Annotated in this window: 17 protein-coding genes; 12 read left to right on the top strand and 5 right to left on the bottom strand. The window is 59.6% G+C overall.

Translation table 11 applies throughout. From position 1 onward, the window contains the following. Positions 1-78: 78 nt before the first annotated feature. Together QZH45_RS24000 and QZH45_RS23995 are read left to right on the top strand one after the other, a co-directional pair. The gene (locus QZH45_RS24000) at positions 79-711 is read left to right on the top strand and encodes a glutathione S-transferase family protein (RefSeq protein WP_024776508.1); all 633 of its coding nucleotides are present in this window, start codon (positions 79-81) and stop codon (positions 709-711) included. Then, positions 708-1652: a Nudix family hydrolase gene (locus QZH45_RS23995; RefSeq protein ID WP_053192321.1), complete on the top strand. Its 945-nt coding sequence runs from the start codon at positions 708-710 to the stop codon at positions 1650-1652. The genes QZH45_RS24000 and QZH45_RS23995 overlap by 4 nt, the downstream gene beginning before the upstream one ends. Before the next feature lie 120 nt (positions 1653-1772). Here the strand turns inward: QZH45_RS23995 and QZH45_RS23990 are convergent, their stop codons facing one another. The 3 genes from QZH45_RS23990 to QZH45_RS23980 are packed head-to-tail and all read right to left on the bottom strand — an operon-like array spanning position 1773 to position 5356. Then, positions 1773-2354, bottom strand: coding sequence for a cob(I)yrinic acid a,c-diamide adenosyltransferase (locus QZH45_RS23990; protein WP_053192323.1), 582 nt, complete (start codon positions 2352-2354; stop codon positions 1773-1775). A 2-nt stretch (positions 2355-2356) separates the two neighbouring features. After that, positions 2357-4393 (bottom strand): sensor histidine kinase, encoded by a 2037-nt coding sequence (locus tag QZH45_RS23985; RefSeq protein ID WP_053192325.1) that lies wholly within the window; start codon positions 4391-4393, stop codon positions 2357-2359. Positions 4394-4438: 45 nt separating this feature from the next. Next, positions 4439-5356: a putative 2-dehydropantoate 2-reductase gene (locus QZH45_RS23980; RefSeq protein WP_053192498.1), complete on the bottom strand. Its 918-nt coding sequence runs from the start codon at positions 5354-5356 to the stop codon at positions 4439-4441. Positions 5357-5499: 143 nt separating this feature from the next. Here QZH45_RS23980 and QZH45_RS23975 point away from each other — a divergent pair, with 143 nt between their 5' ends. Beyond that, entirely contained in the window at positions 5500-5985 is a 486-nt protein-coding gene (locus tag QZH45_RS23975) for a YajQ family cyclic di-GMP-binding protein (protein ID WP_024776466.1), read from the top strand. Between the two features lie 85 nt (positions 5986-6070). Then, on the top strand, positions 6071-6913 hold the full coding sequence (locus QZH45_RS23970; RefSeq protein WP_053192327.1) for a mechanosensitive ion channel family protein: 843 nt from the start codon (positions 6071-6073) through the stop codon (positions 6911-6913). A 163-nt stretch (positions 6914-7076) separates the two neighbouring features. On the opposite strand, the gene QZH45_RS23965 is transcribed toward QZH45_RS23970, so the two are convergent. Beyond that, on the bottom strand, positions 7077-8339 hold the full coding sequence (locus QZH45_RS23965) for an OprD family porin (RefSeq protein WP_024776468.1): 1263 nt from the start codon (positions 8337-8339) through the stop codon (positions 7077-7079). Positions 8340-9203: 864 nt separating this feature from the next. Here QZH45_RS23965 and QZH45_RS23960 point away from each other — a divergent pair. Both QZH45_RS23960 and QZH45_RS23955 read left to right on the top strand, forming a co-directional pair. Continuing rightward, complete coding sequence (locus tag QZH45_RS23960) at positions 9204-9629, top strand: HIT domain-containing protein (RefSeq protein ID WP_055135340.1); 426 nt, start codon at positions 9204-9206, stop codon at positions 9627-9629. 3 nt (positions 9630-9632) lie between these two features. Next, positions 9633-9839: a SlyX family protein gene (locus QZH45_RS23955; RefSeq protein ID WP_024776470.1), complete on the top strand. Its 207-nt coding sequence runs from the start codon at positions 9633-9635 to the stop codon at positions 9837-9839. Between the two features lie 71 nt (positions 9840-9910). On the opposite strand, the gene QZH45_RS23950 is transcribed toward QZH45_RS23955, so the two are convergent. Further along, on the bottom strand, positions 9911-10516 hold the full coding sequence (locus tag QZH45_RS23950; RefSeq protein ID WP_024776471.1) for a cold-shock protein: 606 nt from the start codon (positions 10514-10516) through the stop codon (positions 9911-9913). A gap of 440 nt (positions 10517-10956) precedes the next feature. Between QZH45_RS23950 and QZH45_RS23945 the strand changes: the two genes are divergently transcribed. From QZH45_RS23945 to ruvC, 6 genes are all read left to right on the top strand, one after another. Then, on the top strand, positions 10957-11430 hold the full coding sequence (locus QZH45_RS23945) for a Dps family protein (RefSeq protein ID WP_024776472.1): 474 nt from the start codon (positions 10957-10959) through the stop codon (positions 11428-11430). Positions 11431-11699: 269 nt separating this feature from the next. Next, positions 11700-12050: a ribbon-helix-helix domain-containing protein gene (locus QZH45_RS23940; RefSeq protein ID WP_024776473.1), complete on the top strand. Its 351-nt coding sequence runs from the start codon at positions 11700-11702 to the stop codon at positions 12048-12050. A gap of 181 nt (positions 12051-12231) precedes the next feature. Next, positions 12232-12453: an FmdB family zinc ribbon protein gene (locus QZH45_RS23935; RefSeq protein WP_024776474.1), complete on the top strand. Its 222-nt coding sequence runs from the start codon at positions 12232-12234 to the stop codon at positions 12451-12453. A gap of 75 nt (positions 12454-12528) precedes the next feature. Further along, on the top strand, positions 12529-14304 hold the full coding sequence (aspS, locus tag QZH45_RS23930) for an aspartate--tRNA ligase (RefSeq protein ID WP_024776475.1): 1776 nt from the start codon (positions 12529-12531) through the stop codon (positions 14302-14304). A 118-nt stretch (positions 14305-14422) separates the two neighbouring features. Continuing rightward, on the top strand, positions 14423-15169 hold the full coding sequence (locus QZH45_RS23925) for a YebC/PmpR family DNA-binding transcriptional regulator (protein ID WP_039591693.1): 747 nt from the start codon (positions 14423-14425) through the stop codon (positions 15167-15169). A 144-nt stretch (positions 15170-15313) separates the two neighbouring features. Further along, positions 15314-15838, top strand: coding sequence for a crossover junction endodeoxyribonuclease RuvC (gene ruvC, locus QZH45_RS23920; RefSeq protein ID WP_024776477.1), 525 nt, complete (start codon positions 15314-15316; stop codon positions 15836-15838). The last annotated feature ends 67 nt before the right edge of the window (positions 15839-15905 follow it).

The following is a 15905-nucleotide window of genomic DNA, read 5'->3' as shown; positions in this document are numbered from 1 at the left end:
GTGGGAGCGAGCCTGCTCGCGATGGCGTCGGAACAGACCTGTACTATTTCTGAATAACCACAAGAAAGGACTCCAGACATGAGCCTGCACCTGATCATCGGCGACAAGAGAATATCCTCCTGGTCCCTGCGCGCCGCGCTGGCCCTGGACTTGACCGGTGCGAAGTACACCGAAGAGCTGGTCAGGCTCTTTCAACCCGACACCCGGGAGAAACTGCTCAAGTATTCGGCCACCGCCAAGGTCCCGCTGCTCCAGACCGAAAAGGGGGTCATCGCCGACTCCCTGGCGATTGCCGAGTACCTGGCCGAACAGTTTCCCGACGCCGGCCTTTGGCCCAAGGATGTGTTCGCCCGGGCACAGGCGCGTTCGGCTTGTGCGCAAATGCACAGTGGTTTCTTTGCACTGCGCAGCAACATGCCATTTGACCTGGCCCATGACGCGCCGCTGTCGCCCGTACCGGCTGATGTCCAGTTGGAAGTCGAGCGGATGGTGGCGTTGTGGGCTGAGTGCCGTGCCGTGGCGACTGAAGCCGGTCCGTACCTGTTTGGCTCCCTGAGCCTGGCGGACGCGTTTTTTGCGCCGGTCGCCGTGCGCCTGCGTACCTATCAGGTGGAACTGCCAGAGGTCGATGCGGCCTATGTTGAAACCCTTTACCAATGGCCGGCGTTCAAGGCGTGGCAACAGGCCGGTCTGGAGGAAACAGCGCGGTGAAACGAGTACACGTAGCGGCGGCGGTCATTCGTGACGCCGCCGGCAAGATCCTCATCGCCCGGCGTGCCGATACCCAGCACCAGGGTGGCCTTTGGGAATTTCCCGGTGGCAAGGTTGAAGCTGGCGAGTCCGTCGAGACGGCTCTTGCCCGGGAGCTTCATGAGGAGCTGGGGATTATGGTCGACGCCGCTCGGCCGTTGATCAAGGTGCGTCACGATTACCCGGACAAGCAGGTCTTGCTGGATGTCTGGGAAGTCTCGGCGTTCTCCGGCGAACCCCATGGTGCCGAAGGGCAACCGCTGGCCTGGGTCACGGCACGCGATCTTGCCAATCATGAGTTTCCGGCAGCCAACCAGCCGATCGTTGCCGCGGCTCGTTTGCCCGGCGACTACCTGATCACCCCGGAAGGCCTTGAAACACCGGCCCTGTTACGGGGCATGCAAAAGGCTATCGCGGGCGGAATCAAGCTGGTCCAGTTGCGGGCGCCCAATGGCTACGATCCGCAGTACCGTGATCTGGCGGTAGATGCGGTGGGTTTGTGTGCCGGCAAGGCTCAGTTGATGCTCAAGGGACCGTTCGAATGGCTGGGGGACTTTCCTTCCGCCGGTTGGCACGTCACCGCCGCGCAACTGCGCAAGCATGCGGCGGCCGGTCGCCCGTTTGGCAAGGACCGCTGGCTGGCGGCATCCTGCCACAGCGCCGAGGAGCTCTCCCTGGCGCAGCAGATGGATGTGGACTTCGTGACGCTTTCGCCCGTGCAACCAACCCAGACTCACCCCGAGGCCCAGCCATTGGGTTGGGCGGAGGCTGTGCGGCTGATCGAGGGCTTCAACCGGCCGGTGTATCTGTTGGGCGGGGTGGGGCCTGCCGAACGGCAGAAGGCCTGGGAGGCTGGAGCGCAAGGTGTGGCGGGGATTCGGGCGTTCTGGCCAGAGGCTTGATTCTGTGGTGTAAACGCTGACGCCATCGCGAGCAGGCTCGCTCCCACAGGGGATCGCATTCAACCTGCGATCAGCTATGGGAGCGAGCCTGCTCGCGATGGCGTCCTCACAGACGACGGATCACTCCCCAGGCTTGGCCGCCGCCACCCAAAGCACCTCCGCCACCCCCTGGTGCCGGGCAATCAGCCGTGCCGCCACGAACAACAGATCCGATAACCGATTGATATAGGCCAATCCTGGCCCGGCCAGCGGCTCGACGGCGTTCAATTGCTGGCAACGGCGTTCGGCGCCACGGGCCAGGCTACGGCAGACGTGGGCCTGGGCCACCAGAATCGAGCCGCCGGGCAGGATGAAGTTCTCCAGCGGCCCCAGCTCCTCATTCCACAGATCGATCGCCGCTTCCAGTCGCTCGACTTCCTCTGTGGTCAGTGCCTGATAGGCCGGCATCGCCAGTTCTCCGCCGAGGTCGAACAATCGATGCTGACAGGGCGCCAACACTTCGATGATCTCCCTTAGCGCCGGGTATCGGCTCGCCTCATCGGCGAGCCCCGCCAGCAGCAATCCCAGTTGGCTGTTCAGGCTATCGACTTCGCCGATGGCCTCGACCCGCGGGTGGTCCTTAGCCACACGACGACCATCGCCCAACCCGGTTTCACCCTTGTCGCCGGTGCGGGTGTAAATCTTCGACAGGCGAAAGCCCATGCTCAGCGCTCCAGTTGCTTGTGTTCTTGGGGCATCATCGAAATGCCCGCCAGGGGCAGGCGCAAGGTAAAGCAGGTGCCTTGGCCCGGCGCCGACTGCACTTCCATCTGGCCCTTGTGATTGTTGGTGATGATGAAATACGACACCGACAGCCCCAGGCCCGTGCCCTGGCCGATTTCCTTGGTAGTGAAGAAGGGCTCGAAGGTGCGTTTGCGCACGTTCTCGCTCATGCCGATGCCGTTGTCCTCGACCTGGATTTCCGCCCACGGTGGGTTCAGTCGCGTACGCAGGATAATCCGGCCGGGCTCGCTGTCGTCCTGGCGTTGATGGATGGCCTGGGCAGCATTCTTGAGCAGGTTGAGCAGCACCTGCTCCAATTCGTTTGCTGTGCCGGGTACCGGGCCCAGGTTCGGGTCGAACTGACGGATGATCGCCTGGCCCTTGAAATCGAAGCCGATCGCCAGGTCGAAGTCGTTGCCGGCGATCTCCACCGCCTGGTCGATCAGGGCCGGCAGGTCGCAGGGCGCCATTTGTCGGGTGCTGCGACGGCTGAAACTGAGCATGTGGGTAACGATTTTTGCCGCCCGGGTGCCGGCCTGCTGGATGCCATCGAGCAACCGCGGGATGTCCCGGCCCTGGAGGTATTGATTGACCACCTGCAGCTCGATGCCAAGCTGCTCGGCCTGTTCCAGGTTCTTGGGCAGTTCCGGTGACAGGCGTCGACGGATGTTCTGCACGTTGTGCAGGATCGCTCCCAGTGGATTGTTGATCTCATGGGCCATGCCCGCCGCGAGGCCGCCGACCGAGAGCATTTTTTCCGACTGCACCATCATTTCTTCCAGCGACAGGCGCTGGGTGATGTCATCGATCCTGATCACCACCCCGCGCCCGGCGCCCCCCATCAGCGGGTAGAAGGTCAGGGCGTAGTGCCGCGCTTCATCGTCCTTGGTCCAGGTGACGCGTTCGATCTTGGCCACCGTGTGCTGCTCGACCGTTTGCTTGAGCTGCGGCAGGTACGGCTTGAGGGGTTCGAACGCAAGGAAGATCGGCTGGTTCAGGGCCTCGTCCAACCGGGTGCCGGAAAGGGCGCTGGCCTCCTGGTTCCATTGGGTGACGTAGAGCTGCTCGTCGAGGGCGATCAGGGCCGACGGCATGGAGTCGATGATACTGTTGAGATAGTTCTGGAAGCCGGTGAGCTTTTTCTCGATCTTGCTGCGCACCTGGACTTCGAGCTCCAGTTTGCGGTTGGTGTGCCGGGTCTCTTCCGCCAGGCCCTGAGCCTGATCATAGGCCGCCTGGGAGTCGTCCCGGGCACGCTTGAGCTGCTGCTCTCGGGCCTCGATCCGTGACAGCATGGTGTTGAAGGCCTCGGCCAGGCTGCCGATTTCGTCGTGGTTGCCGCGGGCGGCGCGCAGGGAATAATTTTCCTCACGGGTGACCTGGCGTGACAGTTCTTCCAGTTGATGAATCGGCCGGGTGATCAGGCGTTTGATCTGCTGGGCAATGACCAGCCACAGCAGCACGCTGAAAATCAGGATGCCGAGGCTGGCGGTCAGGGTGCCGGTGTAGAACGCCGCTGGAAGTTCACTGCTGGCGACCAGTAGCAGGTGGCCTGGCGCCGTACCGGGGCGGGGAAGGGTAATGACCTGGTTACTGCGAAACTCACCGGCCTGCCAGGCCTGCACGCTACTGAAGTGATCCGGCAGCTTGAGCTTCGCACCCTGTTGCAGTTGCGCCAGGCGCTCGCCCTCGCCGTCATACAGCGCCGCCGCCCGCAGCGGGGCGTAGCTGTTGAGTTCGTCGAGCAGGCGCTTGGCGCTTTGCGGCGATTGCAGGGCATCGGAGATCAGGCTCGGATTGGCGATCAGCCGACCGATGGTCTGCAGGGCCTGGGGGGCCATGCTTTCCTGGGAAATGTAATAGGCGGCGCTGATAAAGGTCAGGTTGGCGACCAGTAACACGGTGGTCAACAACACCAGCAGGGCGGCCAATAGTTTCTGGCCGACTGGCAGGTTTTCAAGGCGCTGGCGCAATGGCATCAGATTCGTCGCTGAAAAGGAACACGAGGCCAGCGTAGCCGCTGCTCAGTCGCTGGGCAATCCGAGGTTGTTCAAGTGACCGATCAGCCGCTGGCGCAGTTGCTCCAGGTGCGGTACCGCCAGCTCGTGCCGCCGGGCGACCTTGCAGGCGTGGCCGAGCAGGTAGCTGATTTCGGTGCGACGCTTGTTGGCGACATCCTGGTGCATCGAGGAATAGTTGGCCGCCGTGGCCTGGATTACCCGTTCGACTTCCGGCTGCAAGTCTTCAGCCGCAGCGGGCTGGCCGCAGCGTTCGAGCAGATCGGTGAGTTCCGCGCACAGCGTTGCCACTTCGCAGCGATGCTCCTGCAAGCCGCCATTCTTGCAGTGATAAAGCACGGTCAGCGGGTTGATCGCGCAGTTGAGCGCCAGTTTTCGCCAGAGCCGGGTGAGGATGTCCGCGCTCCATTCGTGGGGGATGCCGGCGGCGCTCAGGTCGTCCAACCAGAACGGCGCCACGGGATGGGCGGGGTCACCCAGCCAGGTGTAGCCGTGACCGGCGAACACCACGCGCCAGTCACCGTCGCGGAACGCACCTTCGGTGCTGGAGGCGCTGATGCATCGGGCCTGGGGCGCGCGGTTCGCCACCGCGTCCTGGCTGCCGAGGCCATTTTGCAACAGGATCAGTTCCGAGTCGGCGTCCAGGCGATGGGCCACGGAGGCCACCGCCGCTTCCGCGTCATAGGCCTTGCAGGCCAGCAGCAGGCGCCTGATCGGCTCGGGAGCGTCAGCTGTTTCGCCCGGTACCGGGTAGCACTGCGGCTGGCCCTGTTCCACCAATGTCAGGCCTCCGGCGCTCCGATAGTCCTGCAACCGGCCTTCATCGCGCAGCACCAGCCGCACCGGCAGACCGGCCCGAGCCAGGCGCGCGGCCCATAATGTGCCGAGACTGCCGGCCCCCAGGACATGCCAGGTGGTAGGCATCAGCTTTTTACTCGGTTTGGTGCGGGCATCTTGGGGGCTCACAGTATCGGCTGGAAAAGACTCGTTATAATGAGCGCGATTTTAACCACAAGCCAAGCGCGCGCCTTTATCACGGGGGCGCCTTTTTTATTGGAGAACTCTACATGCCTTCATTCGACGTGGTATCCGAACTGGACAAGCACGAAGCCACCAACGCGGTTGAAAACGCCATCAAGGAACTCGACCGTCGTTATGACCTCAAGGGCAAGGGCAGCTTCGAGTTCAAGGAGAAGGACCTGACCGTCAACCTGACCGCCGAAGCCGAGTTCCAGCTCGAGGCGATGATCGAAATCCTCAAGCTTGCGTTGGTCAAGCGCAAGATCGATGTGCAATGCCTTGAGATCAAGGATGCCTATGCCTCGGGCAAGGTGATGAAACAGGAAGCGGTGCTCAAGGAAGGCATCGACAAGGAGCTGGCAAAGAAGATTGTCGCTCATATCAAGGATGCCAAGCTCAAGGTACAGGCTGCCATCCAGGGCGAGCAGGTGCGGGTTACCGGCAAGAAGCGCGACGACCTGCAGGAAGCCATCGCGGCACTGCGCGCCAAGGAATTCGGTATGCCGCTACAGTTCAATAACTTCCGCGACTGACAGGACGTCAGGCTGTTCAGGAATAAGGTGGTGAGGGGGCAGGCTCCCTCGCCACATTCGTGCTTATGGTAATAAGGAGAGTCGAATGGACTTGAATGCAGAAGTGGATCATTTGATCAAAACCTCCCAGGCCGCGATACCAATGGTCATGGAGTACGGCAGCCGAGTGCTGCTGGCGGTCATCACCCTGGCCATCGGCTGGTGGTTGATCAACAAGGTCACGAAAAAACTGGGTGCGCTGCTGGCCCTGCGTAATGCTGACCTGGCGCTGCAAGGGTTTATCAGTACCCTGGTCAATGTCATCCTGAAGATACTGTTGGCGATTAGCGTTGCCTCGATGATCGGCGTGGAAACCACCTCGTTCGTCGCCGCCATCGGTGCGGCGAGCTTGGCAATCGGCTTGGCATTGCAGGGCAGCCTGGCAAACTTCGCCGGCGGCGTGCTGATCCTGCTGTTCCGTCCCTTCCGTATCGGTGACTGGATCGAAGCCCAAGGTGTCGCCGGCACGGTAGACAGTATCCAGATCTTCCATACCGTGCTGCGCACCGGTGACAACAAGACGGTGATCGTGCCTAACGGCAACCTGTCGAACGGCATCATCACCAACACCAATCGTCAGCCGACCCGCAAAGTGGTGTTCGATGTGGGGGTGGATTACCAGGCAGATCTGCAAGAAGCCCGGCAGGTGTTGCTGGATCTGGCGAAGGATGAGCGGGTGCTTAGCGACCCGGCTCCTCAAGCTGTGATTTCCACACTCGGTGACAGTTCGATCACGGTGTCTTTGCGGGTATGGGTCAAGACGGCGGACTACTGGGATGTAATGTTCATGTTCAACGAACAATCCCGTGACCGGTTGAAAGCGGCGGGTATTGATATTCCGTTTCCGCAGCGGGTGATTCGGGTTGTTCAGGAAGAGACGGCGCGATAACGAGCTCGGATATAACCTGTCGCTGGGGTCAAGCTGTATTTAGTTAGCTTGCTATTTATGAGGTTGCGTTGCCTGTTTTTATCGGGCGCATAAAAAAACCGCTCACCTGGATCAGGTGAGCGGTTTTTGTTTATTGCGGTGTAGCTATCAACTCAGCACTGAATTACAAGATGCTCAGTGGATATTCGACAATAACGCGGAAGTCGTTGTTGTCGTTGCCATTGATACCGTTGTAAGAAGTGTTGGCACGATAGAACGCACTACGCAGACGGAAAGACAGGTCTTTCGCTGGTCCGCTTTGCATAACGTACTTGGTTTCGAAATCCAGCTCGTGCTCTTTACCTTCGTCGGCACCAGTGGAAATGTTGTCACCCTTGACGTAACGGGTCATGAAGCTCAGGCCAGGAACGCCATAGGTTTTCATGTTCAGGTCGTAGCGAGCCTGCCAGGAACGCTCGTCTTCGCCGTTGAAGTCGGAGTACTGGATGGAGTTGGCGAGGAAAATGGTGCCGTTACCGTCAGCGCCATAGACATAACCGCTGGAACCGGTGGAGCGCTGGTGAGCCAGGGTAAATTTATGAGCACCAATGCTATAAGCTGCTGCGAGCGACCAAATACGGTTATCAACGTCACCGCTGAGTTTCTGACCTTGGTCTTTGCTGTCGTAGCCGTTGAAGTCGAAGTTAAGGGACTGATCTTCGTTGATCGGCAGAGTGTAGTTCAGGTTGAGGTATTTCTTCTTGTAGTTGTCTTCAACGTCGGAAGCCGCTACACCTGCTACAAAATTGTCAGTGAACTGGTAGGTTGCGCCAGCAATGTCAGCGGACTTCAGGCCGGTGCCATTGATGCTGTCGTGACCCATGTGGTTCTGCCCGCTGATCGCGGTGAAGTGACCAGCGCTCAGTTCCAGACCTTTGATTTCCTTACTGGTGATCAAAGTGCCAGTAGCAACTTCTGGCAGCAAGCGGCTGTCGTCAGTGGAGAGGACAGGGCTGGCAACGTACTGGCTACCATATTTCAGGACAGTGTCGGACAGACGGAACTTGACCGCGCCGCCAGCGATGGATTGGGTGTCTTCCGGACGGCCGTCGCTATCGGAACCGAACATGCCATTACCGGTGCGGCCACGGCCGCTGTCCAGTTTGACCATGCCATTGGCCAGAGCGTCTATACCGAAACCAACAGTACCTTGGGTGAAGCCGGACTCGTAAGTCGCGCGAGCGGCAAGACCGCTCTCTTCACGATAGCTTTGAGCGGTACTGGGGTTGTTCTTGAAGTCACGGTTCATGTACAGGGCACGGGTCAGAACTTTCAGGCTCTGATCTTCAAAAAAGCCCTTGGACTCGTCCTGGGAAGACGCCACTGCGAACTGCGAAACGCTGGCCGATACAGCCAGTGCGATCATGCTCCACTTCATCACGCGCATCGTGATTTGCTCCTTTGGTTTTTAGAAGAGTACTGCCGTCCCACCTGTTTTTTATCTGGGCGGCTCTTTCTTTTTGTGCCGGCGCAAACTTATATCACGCCGACCCTATTGGCGATACTTGCCCATCCAACCTTTCAGCTTCTTTACGACCATGTCGCCAATGGCTCGATCCATGTCGTAATGGGGCTGCTCCGACGCAATCGGGTTTCGCAACTTGAATGTTGCTTGTCTTTCTTCGGCGTCGGCGTAAAGAGTCCTTCGTTACTGCGCTTGAAGCTCCTGAGGGCAACCTTGCCACTTTATTCTTAAGCCAGCAGGTTTTCGTTCCGACGATTCCCTGAAGGCGATGTCCGGGAGGAATGCAACAAGCATGCACAAACCCGAATTTTGTTCACATTTTTTTCACACTCTTCTGTTTGACGCGGTGAAACCTCATGAAACCGGGGCCCAAAGGCCTTGTTTTAAATAGGGTTGACTGCTGTACCGCTATCGTGTTTGAAACCTGTAAACAGCCCGCGACAACAAAAAACGTTACCGGTTCACCCTGTCGGTGGGTAAATCCCGGATGCTTCGTGCATTTAGCGTAGACGCTTTGTGCAGTTTTGGTGCAAAAAAAACTTCGTCAATCGCCCGAGGCTGGTGTTTCGAAGAATTCCGAGGCTGCTGCTCGCGGATTCCGGGGCGGCCGGTGCGCCAAATGGGTGCGCCAACCGCCCGCCCTCAAGAAGATCGGTCCCGAAAACAGGCATGGCAGTCAAGCCTGGAAGGGTATGCAGTGAACGTTCGCCTATTCGCGGGTATGCTGCGAATACCTGATAAGCGCCCAATCCGGGCAGCCCCCATAACGAGCCAGGAGTACCGGCAGTGTTTGTTTTAGATCCACGACTGCAACAGGACACACTGCCCATTGGCGATTTCCCGCTGTGCCGGTTGCTGTTGTCCAATGATTCGAATTACCCGTGGTTCATTCTTGTACCAAGACGGGAAGATATCAGTGAGTTGTTTCAGCTCGATGACGTTGATCAACGCCAGCTGTGGAAAGAGACCACCGCGCTGGCCGAAATTCTCAAGGACTCCTTTGACGCCGACAAATTGAACGTTGCGGCGTTGGGTAACGTCGTCAGCCAGTTACACATGCATGTCATCGTGCGCAGGCATGAGGATGCGGCCTGGCCGTCGCCGGTCTGGGGCAAGCACCCGGCCCGGCCTTATAATGAACAGCAGGTGACGGCCATTCGCGAGCGGTTGCGGATGGCCCTGACCGATGATTTCAAGTTTATGGAGGGTTGAACCGTGGATCTTGAGGCGCGTGTTACCGATCTGGAAACTCGCCTGGCATTTCAGGATGACACCATCCAGGCGTTGAATGATGTGTTGGTGGAGCAGCAGCGAGTCGTCGAGCGTTTGCAGCTGCAGATGACGGCATTGCTCAAGCGGCAGGAGGAAATGGCTGGGCAGTTTGAATCCGTCGAGGAAGAGGCGCCGCCCCCACATTACTGATCAGCCTGCGACAAGTCATAAAAAAAACCGCGATGCAGCCTGGCTGCTCGCGGTTTTTTTCATGCCTGGGATCAGCGTCGCGGCAGTGCGGCGATGACGTCTTCGGCTTGCAGGCCTTTGTCGCGGTGCATCACGGAAAACTCCACGCGCTGGCCTTCGACCAATACGCGATGACCTTCGCCGCGGATGGCCCGGAAATGCACGAAAATGTCATCGCCGGAGTCGCGGGAGATAAAGCCGAAGCCCTTGGAGGTGTTGAACCACTTCACAGTGCCGGTATCGCGGTTGGACATGTCGTAGTTCTGGGGCGCGGCAGACGGCGACGACTTCTTGTAGAAGCTGACGGCCAGGTGCAGTGCCACGGCCAGCAGCGCCGCTGTGAGACTGAACAGGACGGCCGGTTGACCGCCGATTTCCGGCATCGGAGCCAGCAGGCTCAGGGTTTGCAGGGCGACGGCCAGCACCAGCAGTACGCTGACCAGGTTTTGCAGTTGATGACGAGGTCCTTTGTGCCAGTAAGGAATGACAGGTGCGAGGGTCAGGTTGAGCAGGCCGAAGAAGGCCAGGTAAAGCGCATCGGGATGTTGCAGGTAAGGTGTTGCTTCGGAACCCAGGCTAGGGATGAAGGACAGCAGCAGGGCAGCTGCGCCCATTAGCAAGTGGACGATTTTCAACATTTTGATTGGCTCACGGTTAAGACGGATCACAAGGAAGAGCTGGTCGGGGACGGTTCGCTTCAGAACAATGAGAGGCGCTGGACACGTACCCGAATCAGCCTATGCGCCACACCCGGGAAAATAGGCGTAGCGACACACTGCCTATTTAACAGCAAAGCCGGGGCCTTCTCAAACTCGTAACAGGTGCGTGCCGCGCTGTTCGTCGGCCGGAGAGCTGCACGCCTGATCGCGATGGCGGCGGATCAGCAATACCTTCAGCAACTGACAGACCGCCATCGCGAGCGGGCTCGCTCCCACAGAAGGGGGCGCTTATCCTTCTGGCAGCGGAACCGTCCGGCGTCCTGGCTTGTCGGTTCAGGAGGGCTGGCGATTTGTCGCAGGCTACTGGCGACAACACCCGCTACGCTGTGGAATTCATCACCGTCAGGAGATCAACCAACATGGCAATTGATATCGGAATCAGTGAAGAAGATCGCAAGTCCATCGTCGACGGGCTTTCACGTCTGTTGTCGGACACTTACGTGTTGTATCTCAAGACCCACAACTTTCACTGGAACGTCACAGGGCCGATGTTTCGGACCCTGCACCTGATGTTCGAGGAGCAATACAATGAACTGGCGCTGGCGGTGGATCTGATTGCCGAGCGCATTCGTGCGCTCGGCTTTCCCGCGCCAGGTGCTTATTCGGTGTATGCACGCTTGTCTTCCATCAAGGAAGAGGAGGGTGTGCCCAGTGCCGAAGACATGATCCGGCAACTGGTCGACGGTCAGGAAGCGGTGACGCGTACGGCTCGTGGCATCTTCCCCCTGCTGGACAAGGTCAGCGATGAACCGACCGCCGACCTGCTGACTCAGCGCATGCAGGTTCACGAAAAGACCGCGTGGATGCTGCGCTCTCTGCTGGACGAACGGTAAGCCTCTGGCGGGCGATGGTGGGGTCTGTGACCGTCATCGCCCGTATGTCGCAGTCGTTGGTTCCTTGTATCGGGCTTTCCGATGAGTAGTGCGCCTGCTGTTGGTGTAACCCATCGTGTGTAGGACGGAGTAATTCATCGTCCGTCTGCTGTTGGCTTGTCCTACGTTGCCGGTCAAGAAGTCATCTGGATCTGGCAACTCCGTTGAGCTTCCATAGGGCACCAGTTGTCCTGACTGAGAGGTTCGTATGGCAAAGGAGTGTCGACGGTATGATTCAAGGAAAAGAACCGAGGGAGGGGGCGCAGTCCATCGCTATCGACCCGTTCGTCAGTGGGTTCGATATGCAGCTGGCCCGGCCCTTGTCCCGATCCATCCGTTTGAACGGGTTCGCCACCTGTCTTCGGCTGGAACGGGTCTATTGGGAAATTCTCGGTGACATGGCCCAGCTCAACAACTGTTCCATCAACACGCTGTTGTCCCATGTCGACAGGGAGGTGCACTTGCGCCATGGCGGGGTCCGCAATTTCAGCGGTCTGGTGCGTGTTGTCTGCGTGGTGCACAGTTTGAAAGAGGCCGGTATGGAGGTCGTGCAGCGTCACTGGCGTGAGACCCCGCAGTGACTCGGCGGGGCCGCTAGGTGTCTTGGGCAGCCTTGGGGGCTTCCAGATTCGTTTCCCCATTACATGGGAAACGAATGGAGAACGCCCCTACGGCTGCACAGGCTGCATTTAATGGATATAATCCCGCTCTTTGCCGCAAAGCCCAGCTTTTGCGCGATTAACCTGATCGCCGAGACAATCCATGCCGATGTACGACTATCAATGTGCTTCCTGTGGTCATCAGATGGAAGCCATCCAAAAGATCAGCGAAGCACCGCTGGTCGACTGCCCTGCCTGCCAGGCGCCGGAACTGAAAAAAATGCTGTCCATGCCGGGCTTCCGCCTCGGCGGTACGGGCTGGTATGAAACCGACTTCAAGACCGGCGCCAAGAAGAACCTCGCCGGTGGCGACAAAGCTGACTGAGATGAATACGTGCGGGTTCTTGCATGGGCAGGGCCTCCAACCGAATGTCGAATTACGAGAAGTGAAACCACTACCATGATGCGCAGCCATTATTGCGGCCAACTGAACGAAAGCCTGGAAGGTCAGGAAGTTACTCTTTGCGGATGGGTCCATCGTCGCCGTGACCATGGCGGGGTGATTTTCCTCGATATCCGTGATCGTGAAGGCCTGGCCCAGGTGGTGTTCGATCCGGACCGTGCTGAAACCTTCGCCACCGCCGACCGCGTGCGCAGCGAATACGTGGTCAAGATCACCGGCAAGGTGCGCCTGCGTCCGGCCGGTGCCGGCAATGCCAACATGGCGTCCGGCATGATCGAAGTGCTGGGCCATGAGCTGGAAGTGCTCAACGAAGCGGAAACCCCGCCGTTCCCGCTCAACGAGTTTTCCGACGTGGGCGAAGAAACCCGCCTGCGCTATCGCTTCATCGACCTGCGTCGTCCGGAAATGGCCGAGAAGCTGCGCCTGCGTTCGCGCATGACCACCAGCATCCGTCGCTACCTGGACGAGAACGGCTTCCTCGACGTCGAGACGCCGATCCTGACCCGCGCCACGCCGGAAGGCGCCCGCGACTACCTGGTGCCGAGCCGTACCCACCCCGGCAGCTTCTTCGCCCTGCCGCAATCGCCGCAGCTGTTCAAGCAACTGCTGATGGTGGCCGGCTTCGACCGTTACTACCAGATCGCCAAGTGCTTCCGCGATGAAGACCTGCGTGCCGACCGTCAGCCTGAGTTCACTCAGATCGACATCGAGACCAGCTTCCTCGACGAAAAAGACATCATGGGCCTGACCGAAGGCATGATCCGCAACCTGTTCAAGGAAGTGCTGGGTCTGGAATTCGGTGATTTCCCGCACATGACCTGGGACGAGGCCATGCGCCGCTACGGTTCCGACAAGCCGGACCTGCGTATCCCGCTGGAACTGGTGGACGTGGCCGACCAGCTCAAGGACGTCGAATTCAAGGTTTTCAGCGGTCCGGCCAACGATCCGAAATGCCGCGTAGCCGCCTTGCGTGTGCCGGGTGCGGCGAGCATGCCGCGCAGCAAGATCGACGACTACACCAAGTTTGTCGGCATCTACGGTGCCAAGGGCCTGGCGTACATCAAGGTCAACGAGCGCGCCAAAGGCGTCGAAGGCCTGCAATCGCCAATCGTCAAGAATATCCCTGAGGCCAACCTGAATGTGATCCTCGATCGCGTCGGCGCGGTCGATGGCGACATCGTGTTCTTCGGCGCCGACAAGGCCAAGATCGTCAGCGAAGCCCTGGGTGCGTTGCGGATCAAGGTCGGTCACGATCTCGAGCTGCTGACTTGCGAATGGGCGCCGTTGTGGGTCGTTGACTTCCCGATGTTCGAAGAGAACGACGATGGCAGCTTCACCGCCCTGCATCACCCGTTCACCGCGCCGAAATGCACGCCGCAAGAGCTGGAAGCCAACCCGGCTACCGCTTTGTCGCGGGCCTACGACATGGTCCTGAACGGTACCGAGCTGGGTGGCGGTTCGATCCGTATCCACCGCAAGGACATGCAACAGGCGGTGTTCCGCCTGCTGGGCATCGACGAAGCGGAACAGGAAGAGAAATTCGGCTTCCTGCTCGACGCCCTGAAGTTCGGTGCACCACCCCACGGTGGCCTGGCCTTCGGTCTGGATCGCCTGGTGATGCTGATGACCGGCGCCCAGTCGATTCGTGAGGTGATCGCATTCCCGAAAACCCAGAGCGCGGCCGATGTCATGACCCAGGCTCCGGGGGCGGTGGATGCCAAGGCGCTGCGCGAGCTGCATATCCGTCTGCGTGAACAGCCAAAGGCTGAGTAAGGCTGACACCTGAAGGCGCATCTTCGGATGCGCCTTTTCGTTGGTGTCGATATTTCTGCTTGTCTGCCACTGCGCGAGCGCAGGGCGGGCAACGTTTCAAGAAGAACCGGAGCGAGTTATGGCAGGTCATTCCAAGTGGGCGAACATCAAGCACCGCAAAGAACGTCAGGATGCCAAGAGGGGCAAGATCTTTACCAAGTGGATCCGTGAACTGACGGTCGCGGCCCGCCAGGGTGGCGGCGATCCGGGGTCCAACCCGCGTCTGCGCCTGGCTCTGGACAAGGCGCTCGGCGCCAACATGAGCCGCGACATCATTGACCGGGCCATTGCCCGTGGCGCTGGTGCGACCGAGGCCGACAACGTTGAAGAGCTGACCTACGAAGGGTATGGCCCGGGTGGCGTGGCGGTGATGGTCGAATGCATGACCGACAACCGTAACCGCACCGCGGCGGCCGTGCGTCACGCCTTCAGCAAATGCGGTGGCAACCTCGGCACCGACGGTTCGGTGGCTTATCTGTTCGAGCGCAAGGGGCAGATCAGCTTCGCGCCGGGCCTGGATGAAGATGCCCTGACGGAAGCCGCCCTGGAAGCCGACGCCGATGACGTGGTTGGCCATGAAGACGGCTCGTTCGACGTGTTCACGTCGTTCGCCAGTTTCTATGCCGTGCGCAACGCCCTGGAAGCGGCCGGGTTCAAGCCGGCCGACGCGGAAATCGTCATGCAGCCGACCACCAGCGCCGAACTGGATCTTGAAGGCGCCGAGAAAGTGCTCAAGCTGATCGACATGCTCGAGGACCTGGATGACGTGCAAAACGTCTATTCCAATGCCGATATTCCGGAGTCAGTGGCCGAACAGCTGGGCTGACTCGTCGTCGCCGTTCTGAATGTGGGAGCGAGCCTGCTCGCGATAGCGGTCGTCCAGTTTGCAAAAAAGTTGCAGGAGGATCGCCATCGCGAGCAGGCTCGCTCCCACAGGTTCAAATAATTCCATCTTCAAGCCGCAGGCGTTATGACTTTAATCCTTGGCATCGACCCCGGTTCGCGCATTACCGGCTACGGCGTGGTTCGCGACACCGGACGCGGCTGTGTGTATGTCGCGTCCGGCTGCATCCGCACCGGGGCAGGTGAGTTGCATGAGCGCCTGCAGATCGTTTATCGCGGCGTGCGCGAAGTCATCCAGACCTACGGTCCGGTCACCATGGGCATCGAAAAGGTGTTCATGGCGCGCAACGCCGATTCTGCCTTGAAGCTGGGACAGGCCCGTGGCGCGGCGATTGTTGCCGGTGCCGAGGAAAGCCTGGAGATCGCCGAGTACACCGCGACCCAGGTCAAGCAGGCGGTCGTCGGAACGGGGGCGGCAAACAAGGAGCAGGTGCAAATGATGGTGATGCACCTGTTGAAGCTGGTCAGCAAGCCGCAGATTGACGCCTCCGACGCCTTGGCCATTGCCATTTGCCATGCCCATACCCGCTCAAGCCTGTTGCCTCACGGCCTGGGAACCGCACGCAGTCGTGGCGGGCGCCTGCGTCTCTGATAGCATCAGCGCACTCATTCATCAGCCCGAGTCTGTAGCGCCTGTGTCGTCGGCCTTCATGCCCGGG

The sequence above is a fragment of the Pseudomonas corrugata genome (assembly GCF_050920615.1).
GTDB classification, from domain to species: domain Bacteria; phylum Pseudomonadota; class Gammaproteobacteria; order Pseudomonadales; family Pseudomonadaceae; genus Aquipseudomonas; species Aquipseudomonas corrugata.
Note: the sequence above shows the minus strand (reverse complement) of the source record. Positions and strands in the feature narration are given on the sequence as shown.

Bases quoted from the DNA above. Each gene is read 5' to 3' on its own strand.
- QZH45_RS23990 (WP_053192323.1), bottom strand. From the start codon at position 2,354: ATGGGCTTTCGCCTGTCGAAGATTTACACCCGCACCGGCGACAAGGGT.
- QZH45_RS23950 (WP_024776471.1), bottom strand. From the start codon at position 10,516: ATGTTGAAAATCGTCCACTTGCTAATGGGCGCAGCTGCCCTGCTGCTG.
- QZH45_RS23970 (WP_053192327.1), top strand. From the start codon at position 6,071: ATGGACTTGAATGCAGAAGTGGATCATTTGATCAAAACCTCCCAGGCC.
- QZH45_RS23975 (WP_024776466.1), top strand. From the start codon at position 5,500: ATGCCTTCATTCGACGTGGTATCCGAACTGGACAAGCACGAAGCCACC.
- QZH45_RS23985 (WP_053192325.1), bottom strand. From the start codon at position 4,393: ATGCCATTGCGCCAGCGCCTTGAAAACCTGCCAGTCGGCCAGAAACTA.
- QZH45_RS24000 (WP_024776508.1), top strand. From the start codon at position 79: ATGAGCCTGCACCTGATCATCGGCGACAAGAGAATATCCTCCTGGTCC.
- QZH45_RS23980 (WP_053192498.1), bottom strand. From the start codon at position 5,356: ATGCCTACCACCTGGCATGTCCTGGGGGCCGGCAGTCTCGGCACATTA.
- QZH45_RS23965 (WP_024776468.1), bottom strand. From the start codon at position 8,339: ATGCGCGTGATGAAGTGGAGCATGATCGCACTGGCTGTATCGGCCAGC.
- ruvC (WP_024776477.1), top strand. From the start codon at position 15,314: ATGACTTTAATCCTTGGCATCGACCCCGGTTCGCGCATTACCGGCTAC.
- QZH45_RS23945 (WP_024776472.1), top strand. From the start codon at position 10,957: ATGGCAATTGATATCGGAATCAGTGAAGAAGATCGCAAGTCCATCGTC.
- QZH45_RS23940 (WP_024776473.1), top strand. From the start codon at position 11,700: ATGATTCAAGGAAAAGAACCGAGGGAGGGGGCGCAGTCCATCGCTATC.
- QZH45_RS23925 (WP_039591693.1), top strand. From the start codon at position 14,423: ATGGCAGGTCATTCCAAGTGGGCGAACATCAAGCACCGCAAAGAACGT.
- aspS (WP_024776475.1), top strand. From the start codon at position 12,529: ATGATGCGCAGCCATTATTGCGGCCAACTGAACGAAAGCCTGGAAGGT.
- QZH45_RS23935 (WP_024776474.1), top strand. From the start codon at position 12,232: ATGCCGATGTACGACTATCAATGTGCTTCCTGTGGTCATCAGATGGAA.